General features: G+C 62.4%; 18 protein-coding genes. 10 read left to right on the forward strand and 8 right to left on the reverse strand.

The window, feature by feature from the left end:
- Positions 1-195 precede the first annotated feature (195 nt).
- Positions 196-1,284, reverse strand: coding sequence for a porin (locus KHO31_RS34570; protein WP_201072074.1), 1,089 nt, complete (start codon positions 1,282-1,284; stop codon positions 196-198).
- Between the two features lie 514 nt (positions 1,285-1,798).
- Positions 1,799-2,344: a hypothetical protein gene (locus KHO31_RS34575; protein ID WP_236060864.1), complete on the reverse strand. Its 546-nt coding sequence runs from the start codon at positions 2,342-2,344 to the stop codon at positions 1,799-1,801.
- 554 nt (positions 2,345-2,898) lie between these two features.
- Between KHO31_RS34575 and KHO31_RS34580 the strand changes: the two genes are divergently transcribed.
- From KHO31_RS34580 to KHO31_RS34620, 9 genes are all read left to right on the forward strand, one after another.
- Complete coding sequence (locus tag KHO31_RS34580) at positions 2,899-3,927, forward strand: bile acid:sodium symporter family protein (RefSeq protein ID WP_201072069.1); 1,029 nt, start codon at positions 2,899-2,901, stop codon at positions 3,925-3,927.
- 277 nt (positions 3,928-4,204) lie between these two features.
- Positions 4,205-6,058: an EAL domain-containing protein gene (locus KHO31_RS34585; protein WP_201107895.1), complete on the forward strand. Its 1,854-nt coding sequence runs from the start codon at positions 4,205-4,207 to the stop codon at positions 6,056-6,058.
- Between the two features lie 219 nt (positions 6,059-6,277).
- Positions 6,278-7,264 (forward strand): LacI family DNA-binding transcriptional regulator, encoded by a 987-nt coding sequence (locus KHO31_RS34590; protein WP_201072065.1) that lies wholly within the window; start codon positions 6,278-6,280, stop codon positions 7,262-7,264.
- Positions 7,261-8,535 (forward strand): AGE family epimerase/isomerase, encoded by a 1,275-nt coding sequence (locus tag KHO31_RS34595; protein ID WP_201107896.1) that lies wholly within the window; start codon positions 7,261-7,263, stop codon positions 8,533-8,535. The genes KHO31_RS34590 and KHO31_RS34595 overlap by 4 nt, the downstream gene beginning before the upstream one ends.
- 5 nt (positions 8,536-8,540) lie before the next feature.
- Positions 8,541-9,449 (forward strand): carbohydrate kinase family protein, encoded by a 909-nt coding sequence (locus KHO31_RS34600; RefSeq protein WP_201072061.1) that lies wholly within the window; start codon positions 8,541-8,543, stop codon positions 9,447-9,449.
- 133 nt (positions 9,450-9,582) lie between these two features.
- Positions 9,583-9,813 carry a hypothetical protein gene (locus KHO31_RS34605; protein WP_201085899.1) on the forward strand — a complete coding sequence of 77 codons (231 nt, stop codon included), beginning with the start codon at positions 9,583-9,585 and terminating at the stop codon, positions 9,811-9,813.
- Between the two features lie 61 nt (positions 9,814-9,874).
- Entirely contained in the window at positions 9,875-10,120 is a 246-nt protein-coding gene (locus KHO31_RS34610; RefSeq protein ID WP_115781641.1) for a hypothetical protein, read from the forward strand.
- Between the two features lie 267 nt (positions 10,121-10,387).
- Positions 10,388-11,362 (forward strand): ion channel, encoded by a 975-nt coding sequence (locus KHO31_RS34615; protein ID WP_201085900.1) that lies wholly within the window; start codon positions 10,388-10,390, stop codon positions 11,360-11,362.
- A 225-nt stretch (positions 11,363-11,587) separates the two neighbouring features.
- On the forward strand, positions 11,588-15,175 hold the full coding sequence (locus tag KHO31_RS34620; RefSeq protein ID WP_201107897.1) for an indolepyruvate ferredoxin oxidoreductase family protein: 3,588 nt from the start codon (positions 11,588-11,590) through the stop codon (positions 15,173-15,175).
- 6 nt (positions 15,176-15,181) lie between these two features.
- Here KHO31_RS34620 and KHO31_RS34625 read toward each other — a convergent pair whose 3' ends face one another.
- Together KHO31_RS34625 and KHO31_RS34630 are read right to left on the reverse strand one after the other, a co-directional pair.
- Positions 15,182-15,883 carry a copper homeostasis protein CutC gene (locus KHO31_RS34625; RefSeq protein ID WP_201107898.1) on the reverse strand — a complete coding sequence of 234 codons (702 nt, stop codon included), beginning with the start codon at positions 15,881-15,883 and terminating at the stop codon, positions 15,182-15,184.
- 110 nt (positions 15,884-15,993) lie between these two features.
- Positions 15,994-17,262 (reverse strand): sensor domain-containing phosphodiesterase, encoded by a 1,269-nt coding sequence (locus tag KHO31_RS34630; RefSeq protein ID WP_201107899.1) that lies wholly within the window; start codon positions 17,260-17,262, stop codon positions 15,994-15,996.
- 383 nt (positions 17,263-17,645) lie between these two features.
- Here KHO31_RS34630 and KHO31_RS34635 point away from each other — a divergent pair, with 383 nt between their 5' ends.
- Entirely contained in the window at positions 17,646-19,301 is a 1,656-nt protein-coding gene (locus KHO31_RS34635; RefSeq protein ID WP_201085901.1) for a Na+/H+ antiporter, read from the forward strand.
- Between the two features lie 815 nt (positions 19,302-20,116).
- Here the strand turns inward: KHO31_RS34635 and KHO31_RS34640 are convergent.
- The 4 genes from KHO31_RS34640 to KHO31_RS34655 form a co-directional block, all read right to left on the reverse strand.
- Positions 20,117-21,424 carry a solute carrier family 23 protein gene (locus KHO31_RS34640; RefSeq protein ID WP_201072043.1) on the reverse strand — a complete coding sequence of 436 codons (1,308 nt, stop codon included), beginning with the start codon at positions 21,422-21,424 and terminating at the stop codon, positions 20,117-20,119.
- A 218-nt stretch (positions 21,425-21,642) separates the two neighbouring features.
- Entirely contained in the window at positions 21,643-23,208 is a 1,566-nt protein-coding gene (locus KHO31_RS34645) for a methyl-accepting chemotaxis protein (protein ID WP_201085903.1), read from the reverse strand.
- Positions 23,209-23,619: 411 nt separating this feature from the next.
- Entirely contained in the window at positions 23,620-24,234 is a 615-nt protein-coding gene (locus KHO31_RS34650) for a DUF2239 family protein (protein ID WP_201072040.1), read from the reverse strand.
- Between the two features lie 177 nt (positions 24,235-24,411).
- A complete protein-coding gene (locus tag KHO31_RS34655; protein WP_201072039.1) occupies positions 24,412-25,923 on the reverse strand; it encodes a sensor domain-containing diguanylate cyclase in 1,512 nt (503 codons plus the stop codon).
- Positions 25,924-26,174: the final 251 nt, after the last annotated feature.

Genomic DNA, 26,174 nt, shown 5'->3' on the forward strand with positions numbered 1-26,174 from the left:
TCGCTTCAGGAATCAATCGCCGTCATTTTGCCGGGTTTATCAAACACTGAGCAGCAAATCGAGCAGGAACGAGCGCCAGAAGCGACAAAGCCCACCTTCCGGAGAAGGTGGGCTTTGCGCGTGTTGCCGGTGGTTCGGCAGGGTTGGCGTCACGCGGCACCTGCTCGCAGGTGCCGCTCGCCGTCACCCGGACGCTTAGAACTTCGCGCGCAGACCGACACCGTACGTGTCGCCGCTCGACTGGCTGCTGATCTTGTCGTACATATACGCCGCATAGATATCCGTACGCTTGGACAGCGGATAGTCATAGCCGATCGAAGCCGTCTGACGGGTCTGGTTGAGGCCGCCGCCGTCGCGCGAATAGGCATACGACGCCATCACCGAGCCCGGGCCGGCCGGTACCGTCACGCCGCCCTGCCCCGTATTCACGTGCCAGCTCGAGATGGTCTGCTGGTTATACGTGTACATGTACTGGCCATAGAACTTCACGAACTTCATGTCGTACGAAACGCCGGCTTGCGCCACGCTCTGGCTCTTCAGGCCCGGAACGCCCGACGTATCGAAACTGCCGAGATCCCCCGGCACGCTGTTGAAGTTCACGTACTGGTAAACCGCGGTCGCCGCGAACGGGCCGTGGAAATACAGCACTTGGCCGCTCCACTTCTTCGCGCCATTCTGCCCCGCCGTGTTGCCGAGCGCGTACATCGCCGTCGCCGTCAGGCCGTTGAAGTTCGGCGATGAATACGACACTGCGTTGCTCCAACCCGAATCGCCGGTCACACCCTGATCGGTCGTGTAGGTCGGGAACGTGCCGAGGCCGAGATACGTATGAGTAACCATCGGCGAGAACACGTACGAGTCGATGAACGGGTTGAACAGGATCGTCGACACGAACAGCGGCGTGGTCAGACGGCCTGCGGTCACCGTGCCGTACGGCGATTCAATACCGACGTAGGCGTTACGCGAGAACATCGTGTCGCCCGTGAAGCGGCCGTACTGACCGTTCTGCGCGAGGAAGAAGCCTTCCAGCGCAAAGATCGCCTTGTAGCCGTTGCCCAGATCCTCCGCCCCCTTCATACCCCAGTACGACGTCGACATACCGCCGCCGGATACCTGGACTGCCGTCTTGCCGGCCGGGAATTTCTGCGCGCCGACCCATTCGTCGACCTGACCGTAGAGTTGCACGCTCGATTGCGCAAAAGCAGACGATGCGCTGGCCAGCAGAGCGACACACGCGGTTGCCTTAAGGGTGGTCTTCAGCGCACTGCTGATGCTCGTTTTCATGGGTTCTCCTGTCTTTGTCAAAAGGGTGTGGCTGTGCGAATGGGGGAGCTCGCGCGAACCGTTGTTGTTGTCCGTTCGATCATCGAGCCAATCTGGGCGGGACCATCTTTGCGGACCATTTTTATGGACAAAAATATCGTGGGTTATTGCGGGTATAGCGGTCTGATTAGTTTTGTCATTTATCGGCCTGATAAAGCGGTAGCCGTGCCTGTCCTCACCGCATCGCGGCGGACCTCACGGTCCGGCGCAAAGCGTTACTGACATTGCGCCCGACTGGGTGATAACGGTTCAGATGACATAAGGATGACGCGCCGCGGCAAACGCCACCAAATTTGACGACGGGAGGCGGCTTACTGCCGAGTCTTTTCAAAAAAGTGTGGCGTCGAAACGTCACATTGACGCGGGCTTTTTGGACCACAGCGATGCGCATTGCCGCAGCAAACCGGTTTGAGAGCCGGAAAAGCGGATTCGGCGAAGCGTGGGAGGGGAATCTGGCGAGACGAGGAGCGGGTATTTAGTTACGGTACGGCAAGCCTTCCTGCTGGCGCGGGTCGTCTGACTGGCGCTGCATTGCCCGTGAAGAGCCACGCTCTTCGTTGTACCGCGCGACATCGGCGCGAATCGAGCCGGAGCGAACCGGCGCATTGGGCGGCGGCCGCGGCACCGAGCGCGATTCCGTGCTGACAGGGGTGATAGCGCCGGCGTATTGCATGCCGCCGCGGGCGTCGCCTGGATATGCGCCCGGTCCGGCGACACGGTGCATGCCCGGGTTGTAGCCGCCAAAGCCGTTGACGTAGTTGCCGGCGGCGAAGTTCGGGCCGCCATGCGGCAAGCGCGCGTGACTGTCGGCAACGTTGTTGCGAGCCGGCCTTACATTGGCGGCGCCATAGTAATGGCCGCCGTTGTGCGCATCACCTCGCATTGCGTGGCTCACAGCAGAATGCGAATAACCGTCGCCACCGCCGTGCGGCATGTTCGGCACTTTTGCGTAGGCGAACGAACACAGCACGGTAATAACCGCGCCCAATGCCCAGTGCTTCGTTCTCGACAACCCGTCCACCAAGTGACTCACATGCCCGAAGACCTGCCTGAAGCCCACCGTTCGAGCTGCGATGGACTTGTTCTGGGACCGGCACGAGCGCTGCGTATCTGTCGCGGCGCGGGGCATCCCGATGGCCTCTGAGCAGTAATTTATGGGCGCCGGCAAAGGGTGTCGAGCCAAAAAGTGTTAGGCCTCGACCGCTGTTGTAACACCTTGTTACTGCGACGTTTTTCTGCGACATAGCCCTTGCGCGAAAGCCTTGAAACAGCATGGTTGAACGGCTATATCGAGATCCGCCGAACGCACTTGAGTATGACGAATCCCAACCAAATTTTTCAGCAGATTGTCAAAACGGCAGTGGACCAAACAGATCCGGTCGCCAATACTGGAACTGCCCGCGGGCATTGCCTGAAGGTTGCTGATACAACGATTTGATGCACAAAGCTCATTAATCGATTCGGTAAATGAATTTGCATATTCAATCGGTTTTCAACAACAATAGGCGTTTTCCATAGCCTGAGGCGATGCATTCGCGCGCCCTGCTTTCCGTATCACCGAATCGAGATTCCGCCATGGCTCGCCCGAAACTGCTTCCCGACAATTTCACCTTGTGCCTCGTGGGCACCGTGATCCTTGCCAGCTTGCTGCCGGTTCACGGGCAGGCCGCCGTCGGGTTCAACTGGGTGACGAACGTCGCGGTCGGCCTGCTGTTTTTCCTGCACGGCGCCAAGCTCTCACGCGAAGCGATCGTTGCGGGCGCGACGCACTGGCGTTTGCACCTGGTAGTGCTGCTCAGCACGTTCGCGCTGTTTCCGCTGCTCGGCCTCGCGCTTAAGCCGCTCCTTTCGCCACTGGTCACGCCTGCGCTCTATGCGGGGGTCCTCTTCCTCTGCACGCTGCCGTCGACGGTTCAATCGTCTATCGCGTTCACGTCCATTGCCAAAGGCAACGTGCCGGCCGCGGTCTGCAGCGCGTCGGCCTCGAGCCTGCTGGGTATCTTCATCACGCCCGCACTCGTCAGCCTCGTCGTCACCAATCAGGCTGCGAGCGGCGGCGCCTCGCCGTGGCATACGGTGGGCAACATCGTTCTGCAATTGCTGGTGCCGTTCGTGGCCGGACAATTGCTGCGCCCGCTGATCGGCAAGTGGATCGAGCGCAACCGTGGCGTGCTGAAGTTCGTCGACCAGGGCTCGATTCTGCTGGTGGTGTACGGCGCGTTCAGTGAAGCCGTCAATGAGGGGCTGTGGCACCAGATCCCGCTGTCGGCACTCGGCGGCCTGCTGCTGATCAGCGTCGTGCTGCTCGCACTCGCGCTGGCCGTAACGATGTTCGTCAGCAAGCGGCTCGGCTTTAGCCGCGCCGATCAGATCACGATCATCTTCTGCGGCTCGAAGAAAAGCCTCGCTGCCGGCGTGCCGATGGCCAAGGTGATTTTCGCCTCGCATGCGGTGGGTGCCGTGGTCTTGCCCCTGATGCTGTTCCACCAGATCCAGCTGATGGTGTGTGCCGCGCTCGCGCAGCGCTGGGGGGCTCGCGACACCAGCGGCGAAACTCACGCTGCCTCGCGCGAGCGGCCCGCCGCCGCTGTCGCGCGCCGTTGAATACGCGCGCAATGCAAACAGGACATTCATAAGCGCCCTCCCTGAGCGTCATTTGAAGAAAGCCGCCTCGTGCGGCTTTTTTGTTATTTCACGCTCAAACGCCGCCGCTGTCGCCTCAGCCGGATGACATAGGCAAAGTCCTGGCCGTGGCACAACCAGCGAGCAACAAGTCCAAGGCCGCAGCGCACCAACGGAGTGCAACGCGTCACTAAAAGTTCACTTAATTCCAGGCAGGATGAGTCGATAAGACGAAGGTCGATCGCTACGCCTAACTGCCATGCAACCTCGTTCGCCCTCCCGATCCGCTACGCCGCGCATCGAGGAGTTGATCGCCCGGCGTGACTTGTCCGCCGTATTCCAGCCGATCATCGATTTCGACGACGGCGCGATCCTCGGCTACGAAGGTCTGATCCGTGGCCCGGCGGGCACGCCGCTCGAAGCGCCGTTCGCCTTGTTCTCGCAAGCCCTCACTGAAGGCTGCTCGATTGCGCTCGAGCGGGCCGCCGCGCGTACTTGCATCGATGCGTTCGCGAGACTCGATTTCGACGGCAAGCTGTTTCTCAATTTCAGCGCGGGCGCGATCCGTCAGTTGGCAGAAGTACGCGACGACGCGCTCGCGCTGCTGCGTCACCGCGGGATCGATCCGAAACGGATCGTGATCGAACTGACCGAGCAAAGCACGATTCTGGATGTCGCCAGCTTCCTGCCGGTGATCGCGGCACTGCGCACGGCTGGCGCGCAATTCGCGCTCGACGATTACGGCACCGCGAACGCCAGCATGAATCTTTGGGTGCGCCTGCAACCGGACGTCGTGAAGATCGACCGCTTCTTCATCCACGGCATCTCCAGCGATTCGCTCAAGTTCGAAGCCGTGCGCGCCATGCAGCACTTCGCCAACGCAAGCGGCGCACGGCTGGTGGCCGAAGGCATCGAGGACGAGGCAGATCTGATCGTGGTGCGCGACATGGGGATCGGTTGCGGGCAGGGCTATTTCTTCGGCCGGCCGCATGCCCAGCCGGCTCGCAGCGTCACCGACGACGCCCGGGACGCACTGCGCGCCGGCCACATTGCCGTGTTCCCGGAGACCACGCGCACGGTGAGCAGCGCGTCGCCGTCGGGCGGCATGACGTCGGCGAAGATGATGGTGCATGCGCCCGCCTTACCGCGCCACGCGACCAACAACGACGTGCTCGAACTGTTCAACCGGCTGCCCGAACTGCACGCGGTGGCGGTGGTCGAGCACGACAAACCGGTTGCGCTCATCAATCGCCGCAGCTTCATGGACCGCTACGCGCTGCCGTACCATCGCGAGCTGTTCGGCAAGCGGCCATGCCTGCAGTTTGCGAACGCATCGCCGGTGATCATCGAGCAATCGATGACGGTCGAGCAAATGGCCAAGCTGCTCGCGAGCGACGACCAGCGTTATCTCGCCGACGGCTTCGTCATCACTGACAACGACGGCAAATATGCCGGCCTCGGCACGGGCGAGAACCTGGTGCGCGCGGTAACCGAGGTGCGCATCGAAGCCGCGCGCTATGCGAACCCGCTGACCTTCCTGCCGGGCAACATCCCGATCAGTTCGCACATCGCCCGCCTGCTCGGCAACGACGCCGGCTTCTACGCGTGCTACGTCGATCTGAACCACTTCAAGCCCTTCAACGATCAGTACGGCTACTGGCAGGGCGACGAAGTGCTGAAATTCGCGGCCGCCGTGCTGGCCGACGTCTGCGACCCGACCCGCGACTTCCTGGGCCACGTCGGCGGTGACGACTTCCTGATTCTGTTCCAGAGCGAGGACTGGCAGGACCGCGTGCTGCGCGCGATCCACCTGTTCAACGAGGGCGCACAGCGCTTTTACGCGCCCACCGACCGGCTGGCCGGAGGTATCCACGGTGAAGACCGGCGCGGCAATCCGACCTTCTTCGGTTTCGTGACGATGACGATCGGCTGCGTGCGCGTGGAGTCGGACGGTGGCCCCTCGTTTTACAGCAGCGAGGAAATCGCGTCTGTCGCTGCGCTGGCGAAGCGGCGCGCAAAACACGAGACGAGCGGCTTCGTGTTGATCGATGCGGATGAGAGCGTGGCGCTGTTACGTGGACAGGCCGATGTGGCGGCGATGCCGTTCGACTGAGTGTGCCGCTGCGCCGGTGTGCCAACGCCAACGCCAACGCCAACGCCAACGCCTTGTTTAGCAATTTTTACTAAACAACATAAATCAGGCCAGCACTACTGTCTACGGGTATTTCCGGGTGCGCATCGCACGTTAGCGAGGCTGTTTTAGCCACGTTTTACTATACAATCGCCCGAACCCAAACACCGTGCGGCCCCCCTGTTGCGGCCGCTTCATTCGATGGCCACAACCATCCGCGACGTCGCCCGCGCGGCCAGCGTGTCGATCGGCACCGTCTCACGCGCATTGAAGAATCAGCCCGGCCTTTCCGAAGCCACGCGCGAACGCGTGGTCGAAGCGGCGCGGCAGCTCGGCTATGACGCGGCCCAGTTGCGTCCGCGCATCCGCCGCCTCACCTTTCTGTTGCACCGCCAGCACAACAACTTCGCCGTCAGCCCGTTCTTCTCGCACGTGCTGCACGGCGTGGAAGACGCGTGCCGCGAACGCGGCATCGTCCCGTCCGTGCTGACCGCCGGCCCGACCGAAGATGTGATCCAGCAGATGCGCCTGCATGCGCCGGACGCGGTGGCGGTCGCCGGTTTCGTCGAGCCCGAAACGCTGACCACGCTGGTGGCGATGCAACGCCCGCTCGTGCTGATCGACCTGTGGGCGCCGGGCCTGCGCTCGGTGAATCTCGACAACGCAGCGGGCGCCACGCTCGCCATGCGGCATCTGTTCGCGCAGCAGCGCAAGCGCGTTGCGTTCATCGGCGGCTCGCTCGCGCACTTCAGCATCGCCCAGCGCGCGCTCGGTTACCGGCGCGCGTTTTTCGAAGCGGGCTTGTTGTTCGACCCCTCGCTGGAAGTCACGATCGACGCAGGCCTCGATCCCGACAGCGGCGCCGCGCGCGCGATGCACCAGTTGCTCGACGCGCCCGGCCCGCGGCCCGATGCGGTATTCGCGTACAACGACGCCGCCGCACTCGCCGCGCTACGCGCGTGCCTCGCGCGCGGCGTCCGTGTACCCGAAGACATCGCGATCATCGGCTTCGACGACATTCCCGCCGCCGCTCATGCCACGCCGCCGCTGTCGACCATTTCGGTCGACAAGGAAGCGCTCGGCCGGCGCGGCGTCGAGTTGCTGCTTGAAGACGCCCCCACTGAACTCGAAGTCCGCTTGCCCGTCCATCTCATTGCCCGTGCCAGTACTTTGGTAAAAACGCCATGACGCAATCCGATCCGCTTCACCCCGCCAACGGCGCCGCTGCCGCGCCGCCCGTCGACAGCTTCCGCAGCCGCGACTTTCTGCTCTCGCATGTGCAGGACACGCTGCGCTTTTACGCACCGAACGTACTCGATCCGAGCGGCGGCTTCTTCCATTTCTTCCGCGACGACGGCTCGGTCTACGACAAGACCACGCGGCATCTGGTGAGCACGTGCCGCTACATCTTCAACTACGCGATGGCGTATCGCCAGTTCGGCGACCCGCAACATCTCGAGTACGCGCGCCACGGTCTGCGCTTCCTGCGTGAAGCGCATTGGGACGCCGAGCACGAAGGCTACGACTGGGAACTCGAATGGCGCGACGGCAAGAAACACACGCTCGACGCAACGCGCCACTGCTACGGCCTCGCGTTCGTCCTGCTCGCGTATTCGCATGCGGCCATGGCCGGCATCGAGGAAGCCCGGCCGATGATCGGCGCGACCTTTGAGTTGATGGAGCACCGCTTCTGGGACGCCGCCGCCGGCCTCTATGCCGACGAAGCGACGCCCGACTGGCGCGTCAGTTCGTACCGCGGCCAGAACGCGAACATGCACACCACCGAGGCCCTGCTGACCGCGCACGAAGCAACCGGACATCTCGTCTATCTGGATCGGGCGGAACGGGTGGCGTCGAACATCACGCTGCGCCAGGCGAAGCTGTCGCAAGGACTCGTGTGGGAGCACTTTCACGCGGACTGGTCGGTCGACTGGCATTACAACGAGGAAGACAGCTCGAACATCTTCCGTCCGTGGGGCTTCCAGCCGGGACATCAGACCGAGTGGGCCAAGTTGCTGCTGATTCTGGAACGCTATCGCCCATTGCCGTGGTTGCTGCCGCGTGCCATCGAGCTATTCGACGCCGCGATGACGCATGCCTGGGACGAAGACCACGGCGGCCTCTATTACGGCTTCGGCCCGGACGGCACCGTGTGCGACCACGACAAGTATTTCTGGGTTCAGGCGGAGACGTTCGCGACCGCGGCGCTGCTCGGCAAGCGCACCGGCAACGAGCGTTTCTGGGACTGGTACGACGAGATCTGGCGCTACAGCTGGGCGCATTTCGTCGATCACAAGTATGGTGCGTGGTACCGCATCCTCACATGCGACAACCGTAAATACAGCGACGAAAAGAGTCCCGCCGGCAAGACCGACTATCACACGATGGGCGCGTGCTACGAGGTGCTGGCGCACGCACTGCTTGACGGCACGGCCGCTGCATCCGAATCCGCGGAGTAAGCAAAATGAGCGCTAACACCGAATTCCCCCTCTTCGTCTCCGCCGGCGACATCCTCACCGATCTCGTGCGGACCGGCGCCTCGCAATGGCTCTCGCGTCCTGGCGGCGCCGGCTGGAACGTCGCGCGCTGCGTGGCGCGGCTCGGTTTGCCGACGGCATGCGCCGGGTCGCTGGGCGTCGACAACTTCTCCGACGAACTGTGGAACGCGAGCGTTGCCGCGGGGCTCGACATGCGCTTCATGCAGCGCGTGGAGCGCCCGCCCCTGCTGGCGATCGTTCATCAAACGCATCCGCCTGCGTACTTTTTCATGGGTGAGAACGGCGCCGATCTGGCGTTCGATCCGGCGCGCTTGCCGGCTGGCTGGATCGAGCAGGTGAAGTGGGCGCATTTTGGGTGCATCAGCCTCGTGCGTCAGCCGCTTGGGGCTACGCTTGCCGCGTTGGCGGCCGAGTTGCGCTCGCACGGCGTGAAGATCAGTTTCGATCCGAATTACCGGAACCTGATGGAGCATGGGTACGAGCCCACGTTGCGGAAGATGGCTGCACTAGCCGATCTGATCAAGGTGTCGGACGAGGATTTACGGATGCTGTTCAAGACGGACGACGAGGCCGGCGCGCTTGCGCAGTTGCGGGCGATGAATCCTGCCGCCACCGTGCTGGTGACACGTGGGCCGGAGACGTCGATGTTGATCGATGGCGCCATGGTCGTGGAGGCTCGGCCGCCTCGGGTCGAAGTGGTCGATACGGTTGGCGCCGGGGATGCTTCTATCGGCGGTTTGCTGTTCAGCCTGATGACGGCGCCGCAGCGGGCGTGGCCGGAACACCTGGCCTTTGCTTTGGCCGCCGGCGCCGCGGCTTGCCGCCACGCTGGCGCGCATGCACCTTCTTTGGACGAAGTTGTCGCGCTGCTGTAGTTTTTTTGCCTTGTGCGGCGGGTATCGTTGTCGACATCGGTTGCCCACATCGGGCGCCGCGCAGGCGAAAAGCCGAATCTCGATCATCGTGCTAGGATGAAAATTCCAACCCTTTGGAACAAGGAGCGTCGCCATGGATGACATCACCTACACCAAAGGCATCTATACGGCCACCGCGTCGGTAAGAGAAGTACAAAGCGACACGTGGCAGGGCTTGGTCACCCTTTCCCGCGACGAAGGCGAAGCATCCGAAGACCAGGAAACCACGGTCTACGAAGTCGAAGCCACCTCGGCCACTCCCGAGGAAGCCTTCGAGGAAGCCAAGGCCCTCGCCCATCGCATCCTCGGGGAAATCGAACTCTAAACAACCCGGCGCCGCGCCCATCGCACTGCGCCACCTCTGAATCAACCGGCTGGAGGCGACCATGGCTGAACAGCTCTTCCTCTACGGCGTGTACTCGATTCACGTCCGCCCGCTCGAACTCAACGGCGCACGCTGGGACGCGGAATACGAAATCCGGCATCGCGAGAAAGCCGTCAAGTCGTGGACCACGGTCGGCGGCGACAATGGCTACGCGGACGAAGCCGAAGCAGTCGCCGCAGCGCACCAGCAAGCCGTCGACGACATCGAACACGGCGCCGGCATTCCGAAGCCACGGGCATTTCCGTAGCCCTACGGCGGGCGCACTGATAGAGGCATGTCCGTCAAGCGAGCGGAATCGCCGAATCTCCTGAACGCTCGCTCAAAGTGCCGCAGGCGGGTGTTGGAAGCGCCACCTCGGTGCCCGTGCAACACACCGTTGATGCCCTACCTCGACGTCGGTGCAACCCGCCGTTGAGGCACTATCTCCACCGTCCCTTCAGCGCGCCGACAATCCCCCTCCGCGCGCTAGCCGGCGTGCTACGCTTCACGCGTTCTTCCTCTCCACGGGCACGCGATGGCAACCGAATCACCAGACCATCTTTCCAGCATCGCCGACGACGACGAAGCGCGTGCGCAGAAACGTCGCGCGCGCGGCAGCCGGGAATTGCGCCTGGATGATCGCGTCGTGATCGCGCACGGCATGCCGACGCCGCTCTGGCAGGATCTCTATCACCGCGCACTTGTTGTCCGCTGGCCGACGTTTTTCGTCTCGCTCGGGGTCTTGTTTCTACTGCTCAACACCGTGTTTGCCGCACTCTACATGGTTGGCAACGCACCGATCGCCAATCAGTTTCCATCGGGCTTCGGCGGCGCGTTTTTCTTTAGCGTCGAAACGCTCGCGACGGTCGGCTATGGCGACATGCATCCGCAAACGGTCTACGCTCACTGGATCGCGACACTGGAGATTTTTGTCGGCATGTCCAGTATCGCGTTGGCGACCGGGCTGATCTTCGCGCGTTTCTCACGCCCACACGCCAAGATCATGTTCGCTCGCTACGCGGTCGTGCGGCCGCTCGAAGGCCGCATGACGTTGATGGTGCGCGCCGCCAACGCACGTCAGAACGTGATCGCTGAAGCGCGTGCGAAGCTGCGCATCATGCGGCTGGAGACCACCGTCGAAGGTTTTACGCTGCGTAAGCTCTACGATCTGACGCTGGTGCGCGACCAGCATCCCGTGTTCAAACTAGGCTGGGTTCTGATGCACGTCATCGACGAAAGCAGCCCGCTGTTCGGCGAAACCGCCGAAACGCTCAAGGGCCGCGACATGTCGCTGCTGCTCACGCTCGAAGGGGTCGACGAATCGACCTCGCAAACCATGCAGGCGCGCTACACGTGGCCCTGTGAGCTGATCCGCTGGCAACATCGGTTCGTCGACATCATGCGCGAGGAAAACGGTGTGAGTCACATCGATTACTCGCATTTCAACGAGGTCGTGCCGCTCGACTCGGCGCCGGTCGCCGCGCCCAGGGAGAAAGCGCCCGCATCGTAGAAGCAGTATTAAAACGCCCCAGGGCATACCCGAACCCGCCCGCTGCGTGGCAGATCCACCTCAAAACTTCATTAAAACGTGTGACCCGTCGCGCTGTTTCGTTGAACGCCGGAGCAAGTAGAAATAATTCACTCCAATCGGCGCTAAAAAATAGAGTCTCTTTCGCCGCGTCACCTTTTGTGGTCCCCACCCACGGCGCGGATGCAAAACAACGGAGACTCACCCATGACCGCTCGCCTGCCCATCGACGGCACGCCCGCTCTCGCTGACTACAAGCTGTCCGATAACCTCACCGCCACGCGCGGCCGGATCTTCCTGACCGGCACACAGGCGCTGGTGCGCCTCGCGCTGATGCAGCGCGCAGCCGATCGCGCGCACGGTATGAACACCGCCGGCTTCATCAGCGGCTATCGCGGCTCGCCGCTCGGCATGGTCGACCAGCAATTGTGGAAAGCGAAGAAACTCCTCACGGCGAGTGATATTCGCTTTTTGCCGGCGATCAACGAGGAACTCGGCGGCACCGCCGTGCTCGGGACGCAGCGGGTGGAATCGGACCCGGAGCGCACCGTCGAAGGCGTGTTTGCGATGTGGTACGGCAAAGGCCCCGGCGTGGATCGCGCGGGCGATGCGCTGAAGCACGGCAATGCGTACGGCTCTTCGCCGCATGGTGGCGTGCTGGTGGTGGCGGGCGACGATCACGGCTGCGTGTCGTCGTCGATGCCGCATCAAAGCGATTTCGCGTTGATGGCGTGGCACATGCCGGTGGTGAATCCGTCGAACATTGCCGACATGCTCGAGTTCGGCCTCTATGGCTGGGCGCTGTCGCGTTTCTCGGGTGCATGGGTCGGCTACAAGGCAATCTCGGAGACGGTCGAATCCGGCTCGACGGTCGACCTCGATTCGCTGCAAACCGAATGGACGATTCCGCAGGATTTCGAAGCACCGGCCGGCGGCTTGCATAACCGCTGGCCCGATCTGCCGAGTCTGACGATCGAATCGCGGATGCACGCGAAGCTCGACGCGGTTCGTCATTTCGCGCGCACCAATAGCATCGACAAATGGATTGCACCGAGTCCGCATGCGAACGTTGGCATTGTCACGTGCGGCAAGGCGCATCTGGACTTGATGGAAACGCTGCGCCGGCTCGATCTGACTGTCGCCGATCTGGAAGCGGCCGGCGTGCGCATCTACAAGGTCGGCTTGTCGTTTCCGTTGGAAATGACGCGCATCGACGCGTTCGTGTCCGGTTTGTCCGAAGTGCTGGTGATCGAGGAGAAAGGCCCGGTCATCGAGCAGCAGATCAAAGACTACCTGTACAACCGCACGCAAGGCACGCGTCCGATCGTGGTCGGCAAGAACGCCGAAGACGGCACGCTGCTGCTGTCGTCGCTTGGTGAATTGCGGCCGTCGCGGATTTTGCCGGTGTTCGCGAACTGGCTCGCGAAGCACAAGCCGGCGTTGGACCGCCGCGAGCGTGTGGTCGATCTAGTCGCGCCGCAAATCCTCTCGAACGCCGCGGATAGCGTGAAACGTACGCCGTATTTCTGCTCGGGCTGCCCGCACAACACGTCGACGAAAGTGCCTGAAGGTTCGATCGCGCATGCGGGGATTGGCTGTCATTTCATGGCGTCGTGGATGGAGCGCGACACGACCGGCCTGATTCAGATGGGCGGCGAAGGCGTCGATTGGGCCTCGCATTCGATGTTCACGAAAACGCGCCACGTATTCCAGAATCTCGGCGACGGTACCTACTTTCACTCCGGCATTCTCGCGATCCGCCAGGCGGTGGCCGCGAACACCACCATCACGTACAAGATCCTCTATAACGATGCCGTCGCGATGACGGGCGGCCAGCCGGTCGACGGCAGCATCTCGGTGCCGCAGATCGCGCGTCAGGTGGAAGCCGAAGGCGTGTCGCGTTTCGTCGTGGTCAGCGACGAGCCGGAGAAATACGACGGCCATCACGACCTCTTCCCGAAAGGCACGACGTTCCACCATCGCAGCGAAATGGACACGGTGCAGCGCGCGTTGCGCGATATCGACGGCGTGACCGTGCTGATCTATGACCAGACCTGTGCGGCGGAAAAACGGCGTCGCAGGAAAAAAGGCGAGTTTCCCGATCCGGACAAGCGTCTGTTCATCAACGAGGAAGTTTGCGAAGGCTGTGGCGATTGCGGCGTGCAATCGAACTGTCTGTCGGTCGAACCGGTTGAGACCGCGTTGGGGCGCAAGCGCCGCATCGATCAATCGTCGTGCAATAAAGACTATTCCTGCGTGAACGGTTTCTGCCCGAGCTTCGTCACGGTGGAAGGCGGCAAGCTAAAGAAAGCCGCGGGCGCTGCATTCGATCCGGCGGCGCTCGCTGCACGCGTCGACGCATTGCCGATGCCGGCGACGCATCTCGACGCCGCGCCGTACGACATTCTGGTGACGGGTGTTGGCGGCACCGGGGTCGTGACAGTCGGCGCGTTGATCAGCATGGCCGCGCATCTGGAAGGTAAGAGCGCGTCGGTGCTCGACTTCATGGGCTTTGCGCAAAAGGGCGGCTCGGTGCTGTCGTTCGTGCGCTTCGCCGCACGCGACGAGTGGCTCAATCAGGTGCGTATCGACACGCAACAGGCCGACGTGCTGCTCGCCTGCGACATGGTCGTGGGCGCGAGCGCCGATGCCTTGCAAACGGTGCGTCATGGCCGCACGCGCATCGTCGTGAACACGCACGCCATTCCGAACGCGACCTTCGTCACGAACCCGGACGCGACGCTGCATGCCGATGCGTTGATCGACAAAATGCGTCACGCGGCGGGTGTTGATCGCATGTCGACGTGCGACGCCCAAGCGCTCGCCACGCGCTTCCTTGGCGACACCATCGGCGCGAACATTCTGATGCTCGGTTATGCCTGGCAACTCGGTCTTGTGCCGGTATCGTTCGCCGCGATGATGCGCGCGATCGAATTGAACAACGTCGCGGTGCAGATGAATCAACTGGCGTTTTCGATTGGGCGTGTGGCGGCGGAAGACCCGGCTGCGCTTGAATCGCTGTGGCAAGCACGGCATCTGGCAAAGCAGGTGGTGCGCGTCGATACGCTCGACGAATTGATCGCGCATCGCGAGGGCCGTCTCCAGACATATGGTGGCGCGAGCTATGTGAAGCGTTATCGCGCGCTGGTCGATGCAGCGCGTCGTGCCGAAACCGCAGTCGACGCAAAGAGCGAACGCATCGCGCGCGCGGTGGCGACCACGTTCTATCGCCTGCTCGCGGTGAAAGACGAATACGAAGTCGCGCGCCTCCATACGGATAGCGCGTTCCGTGAAGCACTGGAAGCGCAATTCGAAGGGGTTGCGGGCAAAGACTTCGGCATCAAGTTCAACCTCGCGCCGCCGACGCTCACGCGTCCTCAACCGGGCGTGAATCCGACCAAGAAGACCTTCGGTCAATGGATGTGGCCGGTGCTCGGCGTGATGGCGAAATTCAGCGGTCTGCGTGGCACGATGCTCGATCCGTTCGGCCGGACGCTGGAACGCAAGATGGAGCGCGAGCTCGCCGACGACTACGAAACCACCCTGCAACGGGCGTTCTCGAAGCTCAACGCGGACAATCTGGAAGACGTCGCGAAGCTCGCCGATCTGCATGCCCGTGTACGCGGTTATGGTCACGTGAAGCTCGCGAATCTGGCGGGTGTGAAGCGTGGCGAACGGGATCTCGCTGCGCGCTTGCAGATCGAAGCAGCGACGAGCCCGTCGGTGAAGAAGTCGCTCGATGAGGTAAAGGGCGCCGGGCAATTGCGCGGCATTCCGGTGGTCGTCGCGAAGTAATTCGAATCAGCTACGCTTGGCGTCCAGTCGCGCTCTCACCTGCGCGACTTTCGCCGCATCGACGGGCGCGGGTCCGTTGCCGCCAACGCGCACACCCGAACCGAAGTGAACCGCTTGAACTTGCGTCGCGCTCACGAAGCCGGCAACCGCGTCGATGGTCAAACCCGCGCCCGCCAGCACCGTGCAATGTGAGCCCGACGCTTGCCGTACCAGTTCACGGATGATCGACTCCGCCTGCAGTACCGACGGCTTTCCACCCGAGGTCAGCACATTCGTCACGACATCGAAACCGAGCAGCACGTCGAGCGCTTCTTGCAGATCACGCGTTTCGTCGAACGCACGATGGAAGGTGATCGCCAAGCCATCCGCCGCATCGATCGCACGCGCGAGACCTTCGCGATCGATCTCGCCGTCTGCCGTCAGCATGCCAATCACCACGCCGTTCGCGCCGGCCGCTTTGACTGCACGCACGTCGCGCAGCATCACGGCGTAGTCGTCGGCGTCGTACACGAACGAGCGGCTATGCGGCCGCACGATCACGTTCGCAGGGATCTCAACCGCTGCAATCACCGCCTCGATCAGCCCAAGGCTCGGCGTCAAACCGCCCTCGCCCATCGCGGTGACGAGTTCGAGGCGGTTCGCACCGGCCTCAGCGGCAAGCCGGGCGTCGGCAACGGTGGTGGCGATGACTTCGAGTAGGACGGACATAAGCGCGGCTGTGTGTCGTTAAAGACGACATGATCTCAGAACCGCCGTCGCCCTTCCAATCTGAACCATCCAAACCGCCACTCACGCCCCCGAGCGAACCATCAGAACCGCTATTCTTCGACCCAATCAATATCGCCGCACAGCACGCACGTCTGCTCACCGACACGCGTCGCCACCGACAGCGTCACACACGGCAACGCCTCATTGATCGACAGATACGGGCGCGTCACATGCACGCGTTCCGGCGCGTTGATCGCCGCGCGGAAATACGGACGACGCAGCCAGTTCGCCCCTTGTGCGTCGGCCAGCGGCAAAAAGCGTGTCTCATGCGCCGCGCGATCGGCGCGCAATACGACGTTGCGGCCTGCCTGTTTACCCTTCGCGTCAAGCAGGAAACAGCGCGCGGCATGGTCGAGCGCGAGGAAATTCCAGCACACTTCCTCGAGCGGTTCGCCGGCGGCGAGCCGCTCCGCAGCGCGCTCGAACGCCCGCAGATACGGTGTGAGACGGCTCGCATTGCGGCGCTCGCGCGCTTCGGCCTGATCGCGATAGCGCTCGGTGACTTCGCTGATGCAAGTCGTGGCGTGCACTGCGTCGGCCGAGCCGGGATTCGGTCGACCGAAGAAAAACCCCTGCACGAAGTCCGCGTCGCAAGCGAGCGCCATCTGCGCTTCATGCTCCGTTTCGACGCCTTCGATCAGCACGAGCTTGCCCGCTTCGTGCAGCAGCGCCACCAGCCCCGGCAGGATCGTCGCCATATCGGCGCGATGCGCGGCGTGCGACAGCATGATGCGATCGAGCTTCACGATATCGGGATTCAATTGCCAGATCCGTTCGACGTTCGAGTGTCCCGCGCCGAAGTCGTCGAGTGCGATCAGGAAACCGCGCTCACGGAACTGGCGCACCGCGTCGACGAGACGTTCGAGATCTTCTGCGCCCTGTTCGAGTACTTCGAGCACGATCCGCCGCGGCGACAGATCGAGTCGCTTCAAGTTAGCCAGCAAGGCGGCGGCGAGATACGGATCGGTGAGCGCGCCGGGATGGACGTTCAGAAACAGCCATTCGCGCTCGGCGCCGAGCACCTTGAAGTTCTCCAGATGCAGGGTCTGGGCGAGCCGGTCGACTTGCAGCACGTCACCCAGGCGCGCGGCTTCACCGAACACGTCGATCGGCGAGACGGGCCGGTCGAGCGCGTCGTGCGCGCGCAGCAGCCCCTCGTAGCCAACCGCCCGCATATGAGACAGGCTGAATATCGGTTGAAACACGCTGGTCAACGTCAGCTCGCCATGCTGCGCCGAAAAACGTTCGAGCCCTGACGTCACCTCGACATCGAAGCCATGCGGCGCGCTGGCCGTCCTTTCCTGTTGCGCAATCGTCATGCAATCCTCTCACGCGAGAGCCGGGCCGGTCCGAACGCGGAAGCGAACAACCTCGGCACCGTTCCCAAAATGTGCGTCATCGATATTCCTTAAGCAAGCTCCATGCGCACGCTGGCGCACATTCGAATGAAGTTTGCCTGTCCGATTGCACCGGCGAAACGGGCCATGCGCCGCCCGTGGGCACGTCACGCACCGCCAAGGTGCATCGCCTTGCGGGACGCTTGGCCGCCGCGCTCGCGGGGATCTGGCCGGATTGACGATGGTGCGATGCGGCGTCGGGCTAAACTTCGGCCTTATGCCTCACATACCCCTCGCGACCGATACACGGCGATATCGATCGACGATCGCAGAGGAAGCACCGTTATATCTCCAGAAATAGGCCGATGGATATTGTCTTTACCGTACTGATTCTTTTGCTCGCCGTCGCCGCTTCCGGCGTCGTTATCCGGATGTTGCCGATCGCCTTACCGCTACCGCTCGTCCAGATCGCGATTGGCGCGTTGCTCGCATGGCCGAAGCTCGGACTGCACGTCACGTTCGATCCGGAAATTTTCATGATGCTCTTCATCCCACCGCTGCTGTTCGCGGATGGATGGCGTATTCCCAAGCGCGAATTGTTCATGGCGCGCCGCTCCGTTCTGATGCTTGCGCTCGGCCTGGTGTTCATGACGGTGCTGGCGGTCGGCTACTTCGTGCATGCGCTGGTGCCGTCGATTTCGCTGCCGGTCGCGTTCGCGCTTGCCGCTGTGCTGTCGCCGACCGATGCGGTGGCGCTGACCGGCATCGTCGGCCGGGGCAAAATTCCTGGGCGGCTGATGCATATTCTTGAAGGCGAGGCGTTGATGAACGACGCGTCCGGCCTTGTCGCGTTGAAGTTCGCGATTGCCGCGGCGCTGACGGGTGTGTTTTCGCTGCGCGACGCGTCGATCAGCTTCGTGATCATCGCCGTGGGCGGTCTCGCGACGGGTGCCGCGGTGAGTTGGTTGTTCAGCTTTGTGTCCGCGCGCTTTCTGAGTCTTAACGAAGAAGGCGATCCGGCGCCCGGTGTGGTGATGACGCTGCTGATTCCGTTCACCGCGTATCTGATCGCCGAGCGCTTCGAGTTGTCGGGCATTCTGGCTGCAGTCTCGGCCGGCATGATGATGAACTACGCGAGCATTGTGAACGCCGGGCCGGTTTCATCGCGAGTGCGCGCGAACAGCACGTGGACGATGATCGAATTCGTCTTCAACGGCATGGTGTTCATTCTATTGGGGCTGCAGTTTCCGCACATTCTTGGGCGGGCGCTGCTCGACGCGCACGAGACCAGCAACGCGCAGGTGTGGCTGCTGATCGGCTACATTGCCGCGGTGGCGGCGGCGCTCTACGCGCTGCGCTTCGTGTGGGTGTGGCTGCTGCGCTGGTTCGCGAGCCGCGGCGCGGCGAAACACGGCTTGGTGAACGCCGTGCCGGGATTGCGCACGGTCACGGTGACGACCGTCGCCGGCGTGCGTGGGGCGGTGACGCTTGCGGGTGTCCTGTCGTTGCCCGAAGTGTTGCCTGGAGGCGCGCCGTTGCCGGGGCGGGATCTGGCGATTTTCATTGCGTCGGGGGTGATTCTTTTATCGCTGCTGGTGGCGGTGGTGGCGCTGCCGTTCTTGTTGAGGGGCTGGCGGCGGGGCAAGGATCCGCATGCCGCGGAAGAAGCGCTGGCGCGCACGATGGCAGCGCAAGCCGCGATTCGCGCGGTTGACGAGGTGCACGATATTGAGTGCGCGGATCTGGATGAGTCGGAATCTGCGTATGCGGCGGATGTCACCGCGAGGGTGATGGATCTGTATCGCCGCCGGCTCGCCACGCTCGACGAGGAGCAGGAACCGCGTGAGTTGGCGCGCCGTGCCGATGCGCTGGAGTTCAGGATGAAGTTAGCGGCGATGCGCGCCGAGAGGAAAGCGCTGCTCGCGCTGCGCAGTAGTCAGGAAATCAATGATGAGACTTTGAATAAGCTCATGCGGGAGGTGGATTTGTCGGAGACGGCGCTGACTGTTCGGAGGAAATAGAAGTTGAGGTTTGGTTTTGCCTTTGCGGCGGTAGTTTTTTGTTTGCCCTTTGGGCGGTGAGGATTGCTTTGTTTTTTTGCCTGCTCGGCGTTTGGTGTTCTGTGTACCTGCGGCGGTGGGCTTTGCTTGATCGGTTTGCCTGCATTGCGCGTTTTGTCTGTGCGCTTACGGTGTTGGCCTTTCCTTGATTTCTTATTGGTCTATTAGCGTCGCCCCTGTGCGGGGCGGGCACTTACTTCTCTTTGCCGGCCGCAAAGAGAAGTAAGCAAGAGAAAGCGGCTCAAACCGCTAATTCTTAAGCGGGTCTCCTGGCTTGGAGGGGGTAGTGGTGCATCTGGAATCCGTGCCCTCGCACATTCTGCTTGAGTGACCAAGGGTTCATCAGCTCCCACTCCGCACTGCGTGCGTCGCGGATGGGTCTGCATGGGAAATCAGGGGGCTTCGGTTGGGCGTGACGGGAGCCATTGGCTTCGCCTCGGAGAAGCGCCGAATGAAGTGAGTGCGAAACCGGAGTGGTCGGTTTTATGAAATGCTCTTCGGCGCGCGCAGCGCCGCCGGAAGTATGACGGCCTTGTCACCCGGGCGGAATGTGCGAGAAGACAGATTCCAGATGCACCACTACCGCCACTGCGCGGGGGACCCGCTTATGAGCTGGCGGTGTGAGCCGCTTTCTTTGCTTATCTTTCTTTGCGGCGGCAAAGAAAGTAAGTGCCGCCCCGCACAGGGGCAACGCTAATAGACCACTAAGAAATCAAGGAAAGGCCAACACCATAGGCACACCGAAACACCCCGCCGCCAAAGGCAAAAAACCTAGATCAAGCCACCGGCCCCTGCGCCGGCTTCCTCCTCAGGAGAGCATAGAGAATGATCGCGCCAAAGGTCGCTGTACCAATCCCACCAAGCCCAAACCCACCAAGCTTCAAAGAAAAGTCCCCAGCCCCCAACACAAGGGTCACAGCAGCAACAATCAGGTTCCGGTTGTCAGAAAAATCCACCTTATTAACAACCCAAATCCGCGCGCCGGTCACGGCAATCAACCCGAACACAACAATCGACACACCACCCAACACCGGCCCCGGAATGGTCTGAATCACCGCCCCAAACTTCGGCGAAAAGCCAAGCACAAGCGCAATCACCGCAGCGATCACAAACACCAGCGTCGAATAGATTTTGGTCACGGCCATCACGCCGATATTCTCAGCATATGTCGTCACGCCGGTGCCACCGGCAAACCCGGACGCGATCGTCGCGAGTCCATCGCCAAGAAACGCGCGGCCGACATAACGGTCGAGGTTCTGACCAGTCATCGCACTCACAGCCTTGATGTGCCCAAGATTCTCAGCAACAAGAATCACCGCAATCGGCGCGAGCAGCGTCATCGCCTGCATGCTGAAAACCGGCGCGGTGAAGTGCGGCATACCGAACCACGCAGCGTTCGCCACTATCGCAAAGTCGATCGGCTTACCCATGCCAAGACCATTCGTGACGATCGCGTAAATCACATACGCCATCAGCAAACCAACCAGAATCAGCAAGCGCTGCAGCATGCCGCGCGCAAACACCGCGACCGCGCCGACGCACAGCACCGTCACCAGCGCCATCCACGAGTCGAAGTTGCTGCCGCTCACGCCATGCACCGCGATCGGCGCAAGATTCAGCCCAATCACGCAGACGATCGCTCCGGTCACGACCGGTGGCATCAGCGTTTCAATCCATTTGGTGCCAACGGCCGAGACGATCAGGCCAATGATCGCGTACACCACCCCGCACGCGATGATCCCGCCCAACGCCACCGGAATGTTCATGTTCGGACCATGGCCGCCATACCCCGTCACCGCGATCACCAGACCGATGAACGCGAAGCTCGAGCCGAGATAGCTCGGCACGCGCCCACCTACCAGCACGAAGAACAACAACGTGCCGACCCCAGACATAAAGATGCACAGGTTCGGATCGAAGCCCATCAGCAACGGCGCAAGCACGGTCGAACCAAACATCGCGACAACGTGCTGAATGCCCATGGCAAACATCTGCGGCCAGGCAAGCCGCTCGTCGGTGCCGACAATGCGGCCCTCGGCAGCGTCCGGCTGGGCGCGCCAGCGTGGGAAATAGGAATCGGCCATGGCGGGGGTTCTCCTCTGTCGGCGTTTTGGTGGACGGGGCAGCGAAACTGCGCCGTCTGGGAATTACGCGCGAGTGTACGGAGAGCCACCAGGCCTGGCAAGCGCGGCAAAAAGCGCACTGAAGGGCGTGACGGGCACCGCGCCCGAACCTGGCAAGCACGGCGTGGCGTGAGCTGTGCGTGACATGAAGGCCACGCCCGCAGAGTTCACCGTCTCGGTCAGCCGTGCCGCGCGTCGAGCGAGAACACAGTGACCGCCGCTTGCAACTGCCTTGCCTGGTCCGCCATCGACGCTGCCGCGGCCGCCGCCTGCTCGACCAGCGCCGCGTTCTGCTGGGTCACGTCGTCCATCTGCGCGACCGCGCGGTTCACTTCCTCGATGCCGGTGCTCTGTTCTTGCGACGCCGACGAAATCTCACCCATGATGTCGGTCACGCGTTTGACCGCATGCGTGACTTCGGCCATCGTCTGACCTGCCCGCTCGGCCAGTTCGGCGCCGCTGCCCACGCGCGCTGTCGAGCTCTCGATCAGCTCCTTGATCTCCTTGGCCGACACCGCGCTGCGCTGGGCCAGCGAACGCACTTCCCCCGCCACCACCGCAAAGCCGCGGCCCTGTTCACCTGCGCGGGCCGCTTCCACCGCCGCGTTCAGCGCGAGAATGTTGGTCTGGAACGCAATCCCTTCGATCACTGCGATGATGTCGGTCATGCGCTTCGATCCGGCCGCCAACTCGCGCATCGTCTCGACCACGTCGCCGACCAGGCTGCTGCCGCGCGCCGCGACTTCCGACGCGCCATGCGCGACACCGCCCGCCTGCTGGGCGTTCTCGGCATTCATCTTCACCGTCGACGTCAATTCCTGCATGCTCGACGCGGTTTCCTGCAACGCGGCAGCCTGTTCTTCAGTACGTTGCGACAGGTCGGTGTTGCCCTGCGCGATCTCGCCCGATGCCATCAGGATCGATTCGCTCGAGTCGCTGATGCCCGACACGATGCCGGCCAGCCGCTCGCGCATGTTGCTCAGCGCGAACAGCATGCTGCCGGTGTCGCCCGTACGCGTGTCGACGCGCACGCTCAGGTCACCATCGGCGATACGGCTGGCGATATGCATCGCGTAGTCCGGTTCGCCGCCGAGTTGACGCGCGAGGCGCCGCGCAATCACCGTCGCGAGCAACGTGCCCACCGCGATCGCGCCTAACACCAGCGCGAGCATCACGATGCGCATGTGCTGATAGTTGGCGCTCGCCTCCTGCTGGGCTTCGTTGGCTTGCTGACGGCGATAGTCGATCAGCGCCGTGATGCGATCGCGCAGCGCCTCACTCGACTCAATCGCGCGGCGCACGAGTTCGTTGTTGTCGACGCCGGCCGGAATCGGTTCGAGACCGATCTGCTGATGCACGATGCCCTCCCACACCGCCGACTTGCGCAGCACTGCCTCGAACATCTCCTGACCCTTGGCTGTAGCGATGGTCGGGCGATACTGGTCGTAGGCGCCATGCATCTCCTTGAGCGATGCGACGATGCTGTCTTTCAGCTTTTGACGGCCGGCGTCGTCGGCTGCGTAGCCGAGATTCGCGGCGGCAAGATCGGAATCGATCTTGTGACGGTTCGCCTCTTCCATCCAGTAGAGGCCATTCATGTGCTGATCGCAGATGGTGTCGGTAATGTCATGCATCGACGACAGCGTCTTCAGCGAGGTTCCGCCGATCACGACGCAGAACCCGATCACAACGGCAAACGCCAGCAGCAGCTTCCTGAATACGGTCATGCGGTCGAACCACTTCATCTCACCATCCTTCATAAGTCCTGAGGGGACGCTCGCGCCGCTGCGCCATGGCGAAACATTTCGCTTTTTTTCAGATACGTGGCGACGCTCCCACCTCTTTTACGGCGGCCATAACAGAGACCTGAAGCAACAAATGCCGGAGATAACCGGGACAGGATGATGTAAGCAATGCTCAACAGACGGGGCTGGATCGCGAAACTCGAGGTATCCCGGACGCGTGCGCTGCGATTGGGACTTGTCTGATATATGGGGACGAGCCGAACTCTTAGACTTTGTTTGCTGCGTTCGCCCCCATGAGCGCAAGCGATGTTGTTGTAACTCTCCGACTTTCCGCTCACGCTCCCCGGCGTGAGCGGCTTTTTTTGTCCACACGTTTCGTTAGCCTGCGCACTCGCCCATGCGCGATCGACTCTACGGATGCGCAACAAACGCATCGTCGGCAAGACGTAGCGTATGGTTGCGCACGTCCTCTGGCCATGCCGCGACGATGGCGTCGAAGCGCGCCCGATCGTCGGCGTAGAGCGCGCGCGTTGCATCTTCATAATCGGGCAGATTGCCGGCAAGCGCGGTCATGAAGCGATACACCGCTTCTTGCGCTGCGCGTTTGCGGTCCTTGTCCTCGCCCGCAAGCCGCGCTGATTCGACCAGTTTGCGCAGCGCAACCGAAGCGCCTCCCGATTGCGCGTTGAGCCAATCCCAATGACGCGGCAGTAATGTGACTTCTCTCGCCACTACACCGAGTTTGGGCCGGCCTCGGCCGCGCGGAGTGTCGTCCTGCTCGGCGTCAGCGCTCGGTGCAGGTTGTTCGCCGGGCGCCTGGTTTGCCAGCCGCGCCAGAATCTCTTCGGGCGTGCCGCGCAAATCGAACTCGACCGGACGACTTGTGACGTCGTCGAAAATCAGTACAGGCGCCTGTTCGCCGCGCGCCAGCACCTCTCGGACAGCGAGCGCAACCTCGGACAAGGGGCCTGAGGCGATGCGGCGGTGCCCCTCGAAGGCAGTGCAGGTAACAGGATGGGTGATCACGACAAACTCCAGAAAGATGAATTTGTCGAATTATACCCGGGTATAAATTATGCGCAACATATTACCCGGGTTAAATTAGCCAACATGACGCGTGTGGAAAGTCCCGCGTCAATCAGCGCCGGCCTTCTGCTTGAACTCGCGGCGATCCGCGGACCGGCACGCCCGTGAGGTGCTGCTTCATTGTGCTGGCGATGTCACGACGCTTTGCCGAACCGCCCGCGCCGCCACCGGATAGCACAGCGCGCGATTGCGGCCGGCGTCCTTGGCCTCGTAGAGCGCCTCGTCCGCCGCGTTGACGAGTGCGCGGCTCGTCGCGAATACCTGACTGCCGGTGCACGCAATGCCGATGCTGATGGTCAGCACATGGTGCGAGCTCGCGACATGGCGAAGCTCGAGCGCCTGAACCGCAGAGCGAATTTTCTCGGCAATCACTCCCGCGCCGGTTTCGTCGGTATCGGGAAGCAGCACGGCGAATTCTTCACCGCCGTAGCGTGCCGCGGTATCGCCCGGGCGCCGCACGCTCTGTCCGATGCAGCGCGCCACGGCGATGAGCGCATCGTCGCCGGCCGAATGGCCGTAGAGATCGTTGAAGCCCTTGAACGAGTCGACGTCGATCAGCAGCATCGACAACGGCCAGCCGTTGCGCTGCGCGCGGCGCCACTCCTCTTCCGCCTGTTCCTCGAAGGTGCGGCGATTGTTCAGGCCGGTCAGCCCGTCGGTGCGCGCCAGAACGCGCAACTCTTCTTCGGCCGCGCGGCGCTGCCGCAGTTGCTGCGAGAACAGGATAGCGAGCGCAATGATCGCCACATCGAGGGCTGCGATCAGAATGCCGATGATCCACGCGCGATGCCGCCACTCCACGTAGATATCGCGTGTCGAGAGCGCAACATCGAGAATCAGCGGATACATATCGATATGGCGGAACGCGTACCAGCGCTCAACACCATCGATCGCCGCCGTGCCGAAGAAGTCCCCGCTCGGCTGCTCAGTAAAGCGCGAATAATTCGCGGTGCCAGTCAGATTGAGGCCGATGATTTTTGGATCGTAAGGACGCCGCATCAGCATCGTGCCGTCGCTCAGCATCAGCGCCATCGAGCCACCCGCGCCGAGATTCATGCCGGCGAACAGGTGCCTGAAGTAAGTCAGCCGCATCGTGCCGACCACCACACCGCCGAAGCTGCCGTCCGGTCGCGATATGCGCCGGCTCAAGGCAATACTCACGTCCTTGGTGTTCACCTTGGGCGCAAACGGATGGCTGACATACAGGCCGACATTGGGAGAGTCGCGCTGAACCTGGAAGTAATCACGGTCGGCGAGATTGAGTCGACGCGGAGGCATTGCTTGAGAATCGAACACGACGTTGCCGGCGGTGTCGAGGACGAACATCGAACCGAGGTCTTTTGCGCTGGCGGAGCCGTCGAACAGCACCATCTGGCGGATCGCCGGCGGCAGGTCCAGCACACCGGCTTGTTTCAGACCCTCGATTACCGCCCGCAACGACAAATCGTAGATCTCGAGGTTGCGCGACACGTCACGCTCGACGAGCAGAGAGACGTTGAAGACGGAATCCTGCGCGCGCCGCAGCGCGTCATCGCGCATCTGCGCCAGCACCCATACGGCAATCGCGAGTATCGCGCTGGCCAGCACGATACTGATCGCAATCACGATGTTGGGTCGGCGCGTCACCATGAGCTTTTCATTCAATCAGGCGCTGACCTACGCGCTTGAAGAAGTTGGGCGCGTCCGGAAGGTTTGGCCCGTGAACCGGTAGCGTACCAGACGCTGAGCCGCGGCAAATGCTGAATAAGACAGGTTTTTGGCGGGTCAGGCGAAAATTTCGAGATGGCGCGCCTCAAGCTGCAGGCGCTCGTGCGGTGCGGGGCGTTGAGGGGCGGTGCGGCGGCGCCAGCATCCTGTTTCCAGAACGCCACGGGCGCAGA

It is taken from the genome of Paraburkholderia domus, assembly GCF_905220705.1.
Lineage (GTDB): Bacteria > Pseudomonadota > Gammaproteobacteria > Burkholderiales > Burkholderiaceae > Paraburkholderia > Paraburkholderia domus.

Coding starts and splice junctions, on each gene's coding strand:
- KHO31_RS34590 (WP_201072065.1), top strand. CDS start 6,278: ATGGCCACAACCATCCGCGACGTCGCCCGCGCGGCCAGCGTGTCGATC.
- KHO31_RS34605 (WP_201085899.1), top strand. CDS start 9,583: ATGGATGACATCACCTACACCAAAGGCATCTATACGGCCACCGCGTCG.
- KHO31_RS34585 (WP_201107895.1), top strand. CDS start 4,205: ATGCAACCTCGTTCGCCCTCCCGATCCGCTACGCCGCGCATCGAGGAG.
- KHO31_RS34615 (WP_201085900.1), top strand. CDS start 10,388: ATGGCAACCGAATCACCAGACCATCTTTCCAGCATCGCCGACGACGAC.
- KHO31_RS34635 (WP_201085901.1), top strand. CDS start 17,646: ATGGATATTGTCTTTACCGTACTGATTCTTTTGCTCGCCGTCGCCGCT.
- KHO31_RS34610 (WP_115781641.1), top strand. CDS start 9,875: ATGGCTGAACAGCTCTTCCTCTACGGCGTGTACTCGATTCACGTCCGC.
- KHO31_RS34620 (WP_201107897.1), top strand. CDS start 11,588: ATGACCGCTCGCCTGCCCATCGACGGCACGCCCGCTCTCGCTGACTAC.
- KHO31_RS34570 (WP_201072074.1), bottom strand. CDS start 1,284: ATGAAAACGAGCATCAGCAGTGCGCTGAAGACCACCCTTAAGGCAACC.
- KHO31_RS34580 (WP_201072069.1), top strand. CDS start 2,899: ATGGCTCGCCCGAAACTGCTTCCCGACAATTTCACCTTGTGCCTCGTG.
- KHO31_RS34630 (WP_201107899.1), bottom strand. CDS start 17,262: ATGACGATTGCGCAACAGGAAAGGACGGCCAGCGCGCCGCATGGCTTC.
- KHO31_RS34645 (WP_201085903.1), bottom strand. CDS start 23,208: ATGAAGTGGTTCGACCGCATGACCGTATTCAGGAAGCTGCTGCTGGCG.
- KHO31_RS34640 (WP_201072043.1), bottom strand. CDS start 21,424: ATGGCCGATTCCTATTTCCCACGCTGGCGCGCCCAGCCGGACGCTGCC.
- KHO31_RS34600 (WP_201072061.1), top strand. CDS start 8,541: ATGAGCGCTAACACCGAATTCCCCCTCTTCGTCTCCGCCGGCGACATC.
- KHO31_RS34595 (WP_201107896.1), top strand. CDS start 7,261: ATGACGCAATCCGATCCGCTTCACCCCGCCAACGGCGCCGCTGCCGCG.
- KHO31_RS34655 (WP_201072039.1), bottom strand. CDS start 25,923: ATGGTGACGCGCCGACCCAACATCGTGATTGCGATCAGTATCGTGCTG.
- KHO31_RS34625 (WP_201107898.1), bottom strand. CDS start 15,883: ATGTCCGTCCTACTCGAAGTCATCGCCACCACCGTTGCCGACGCCCGG.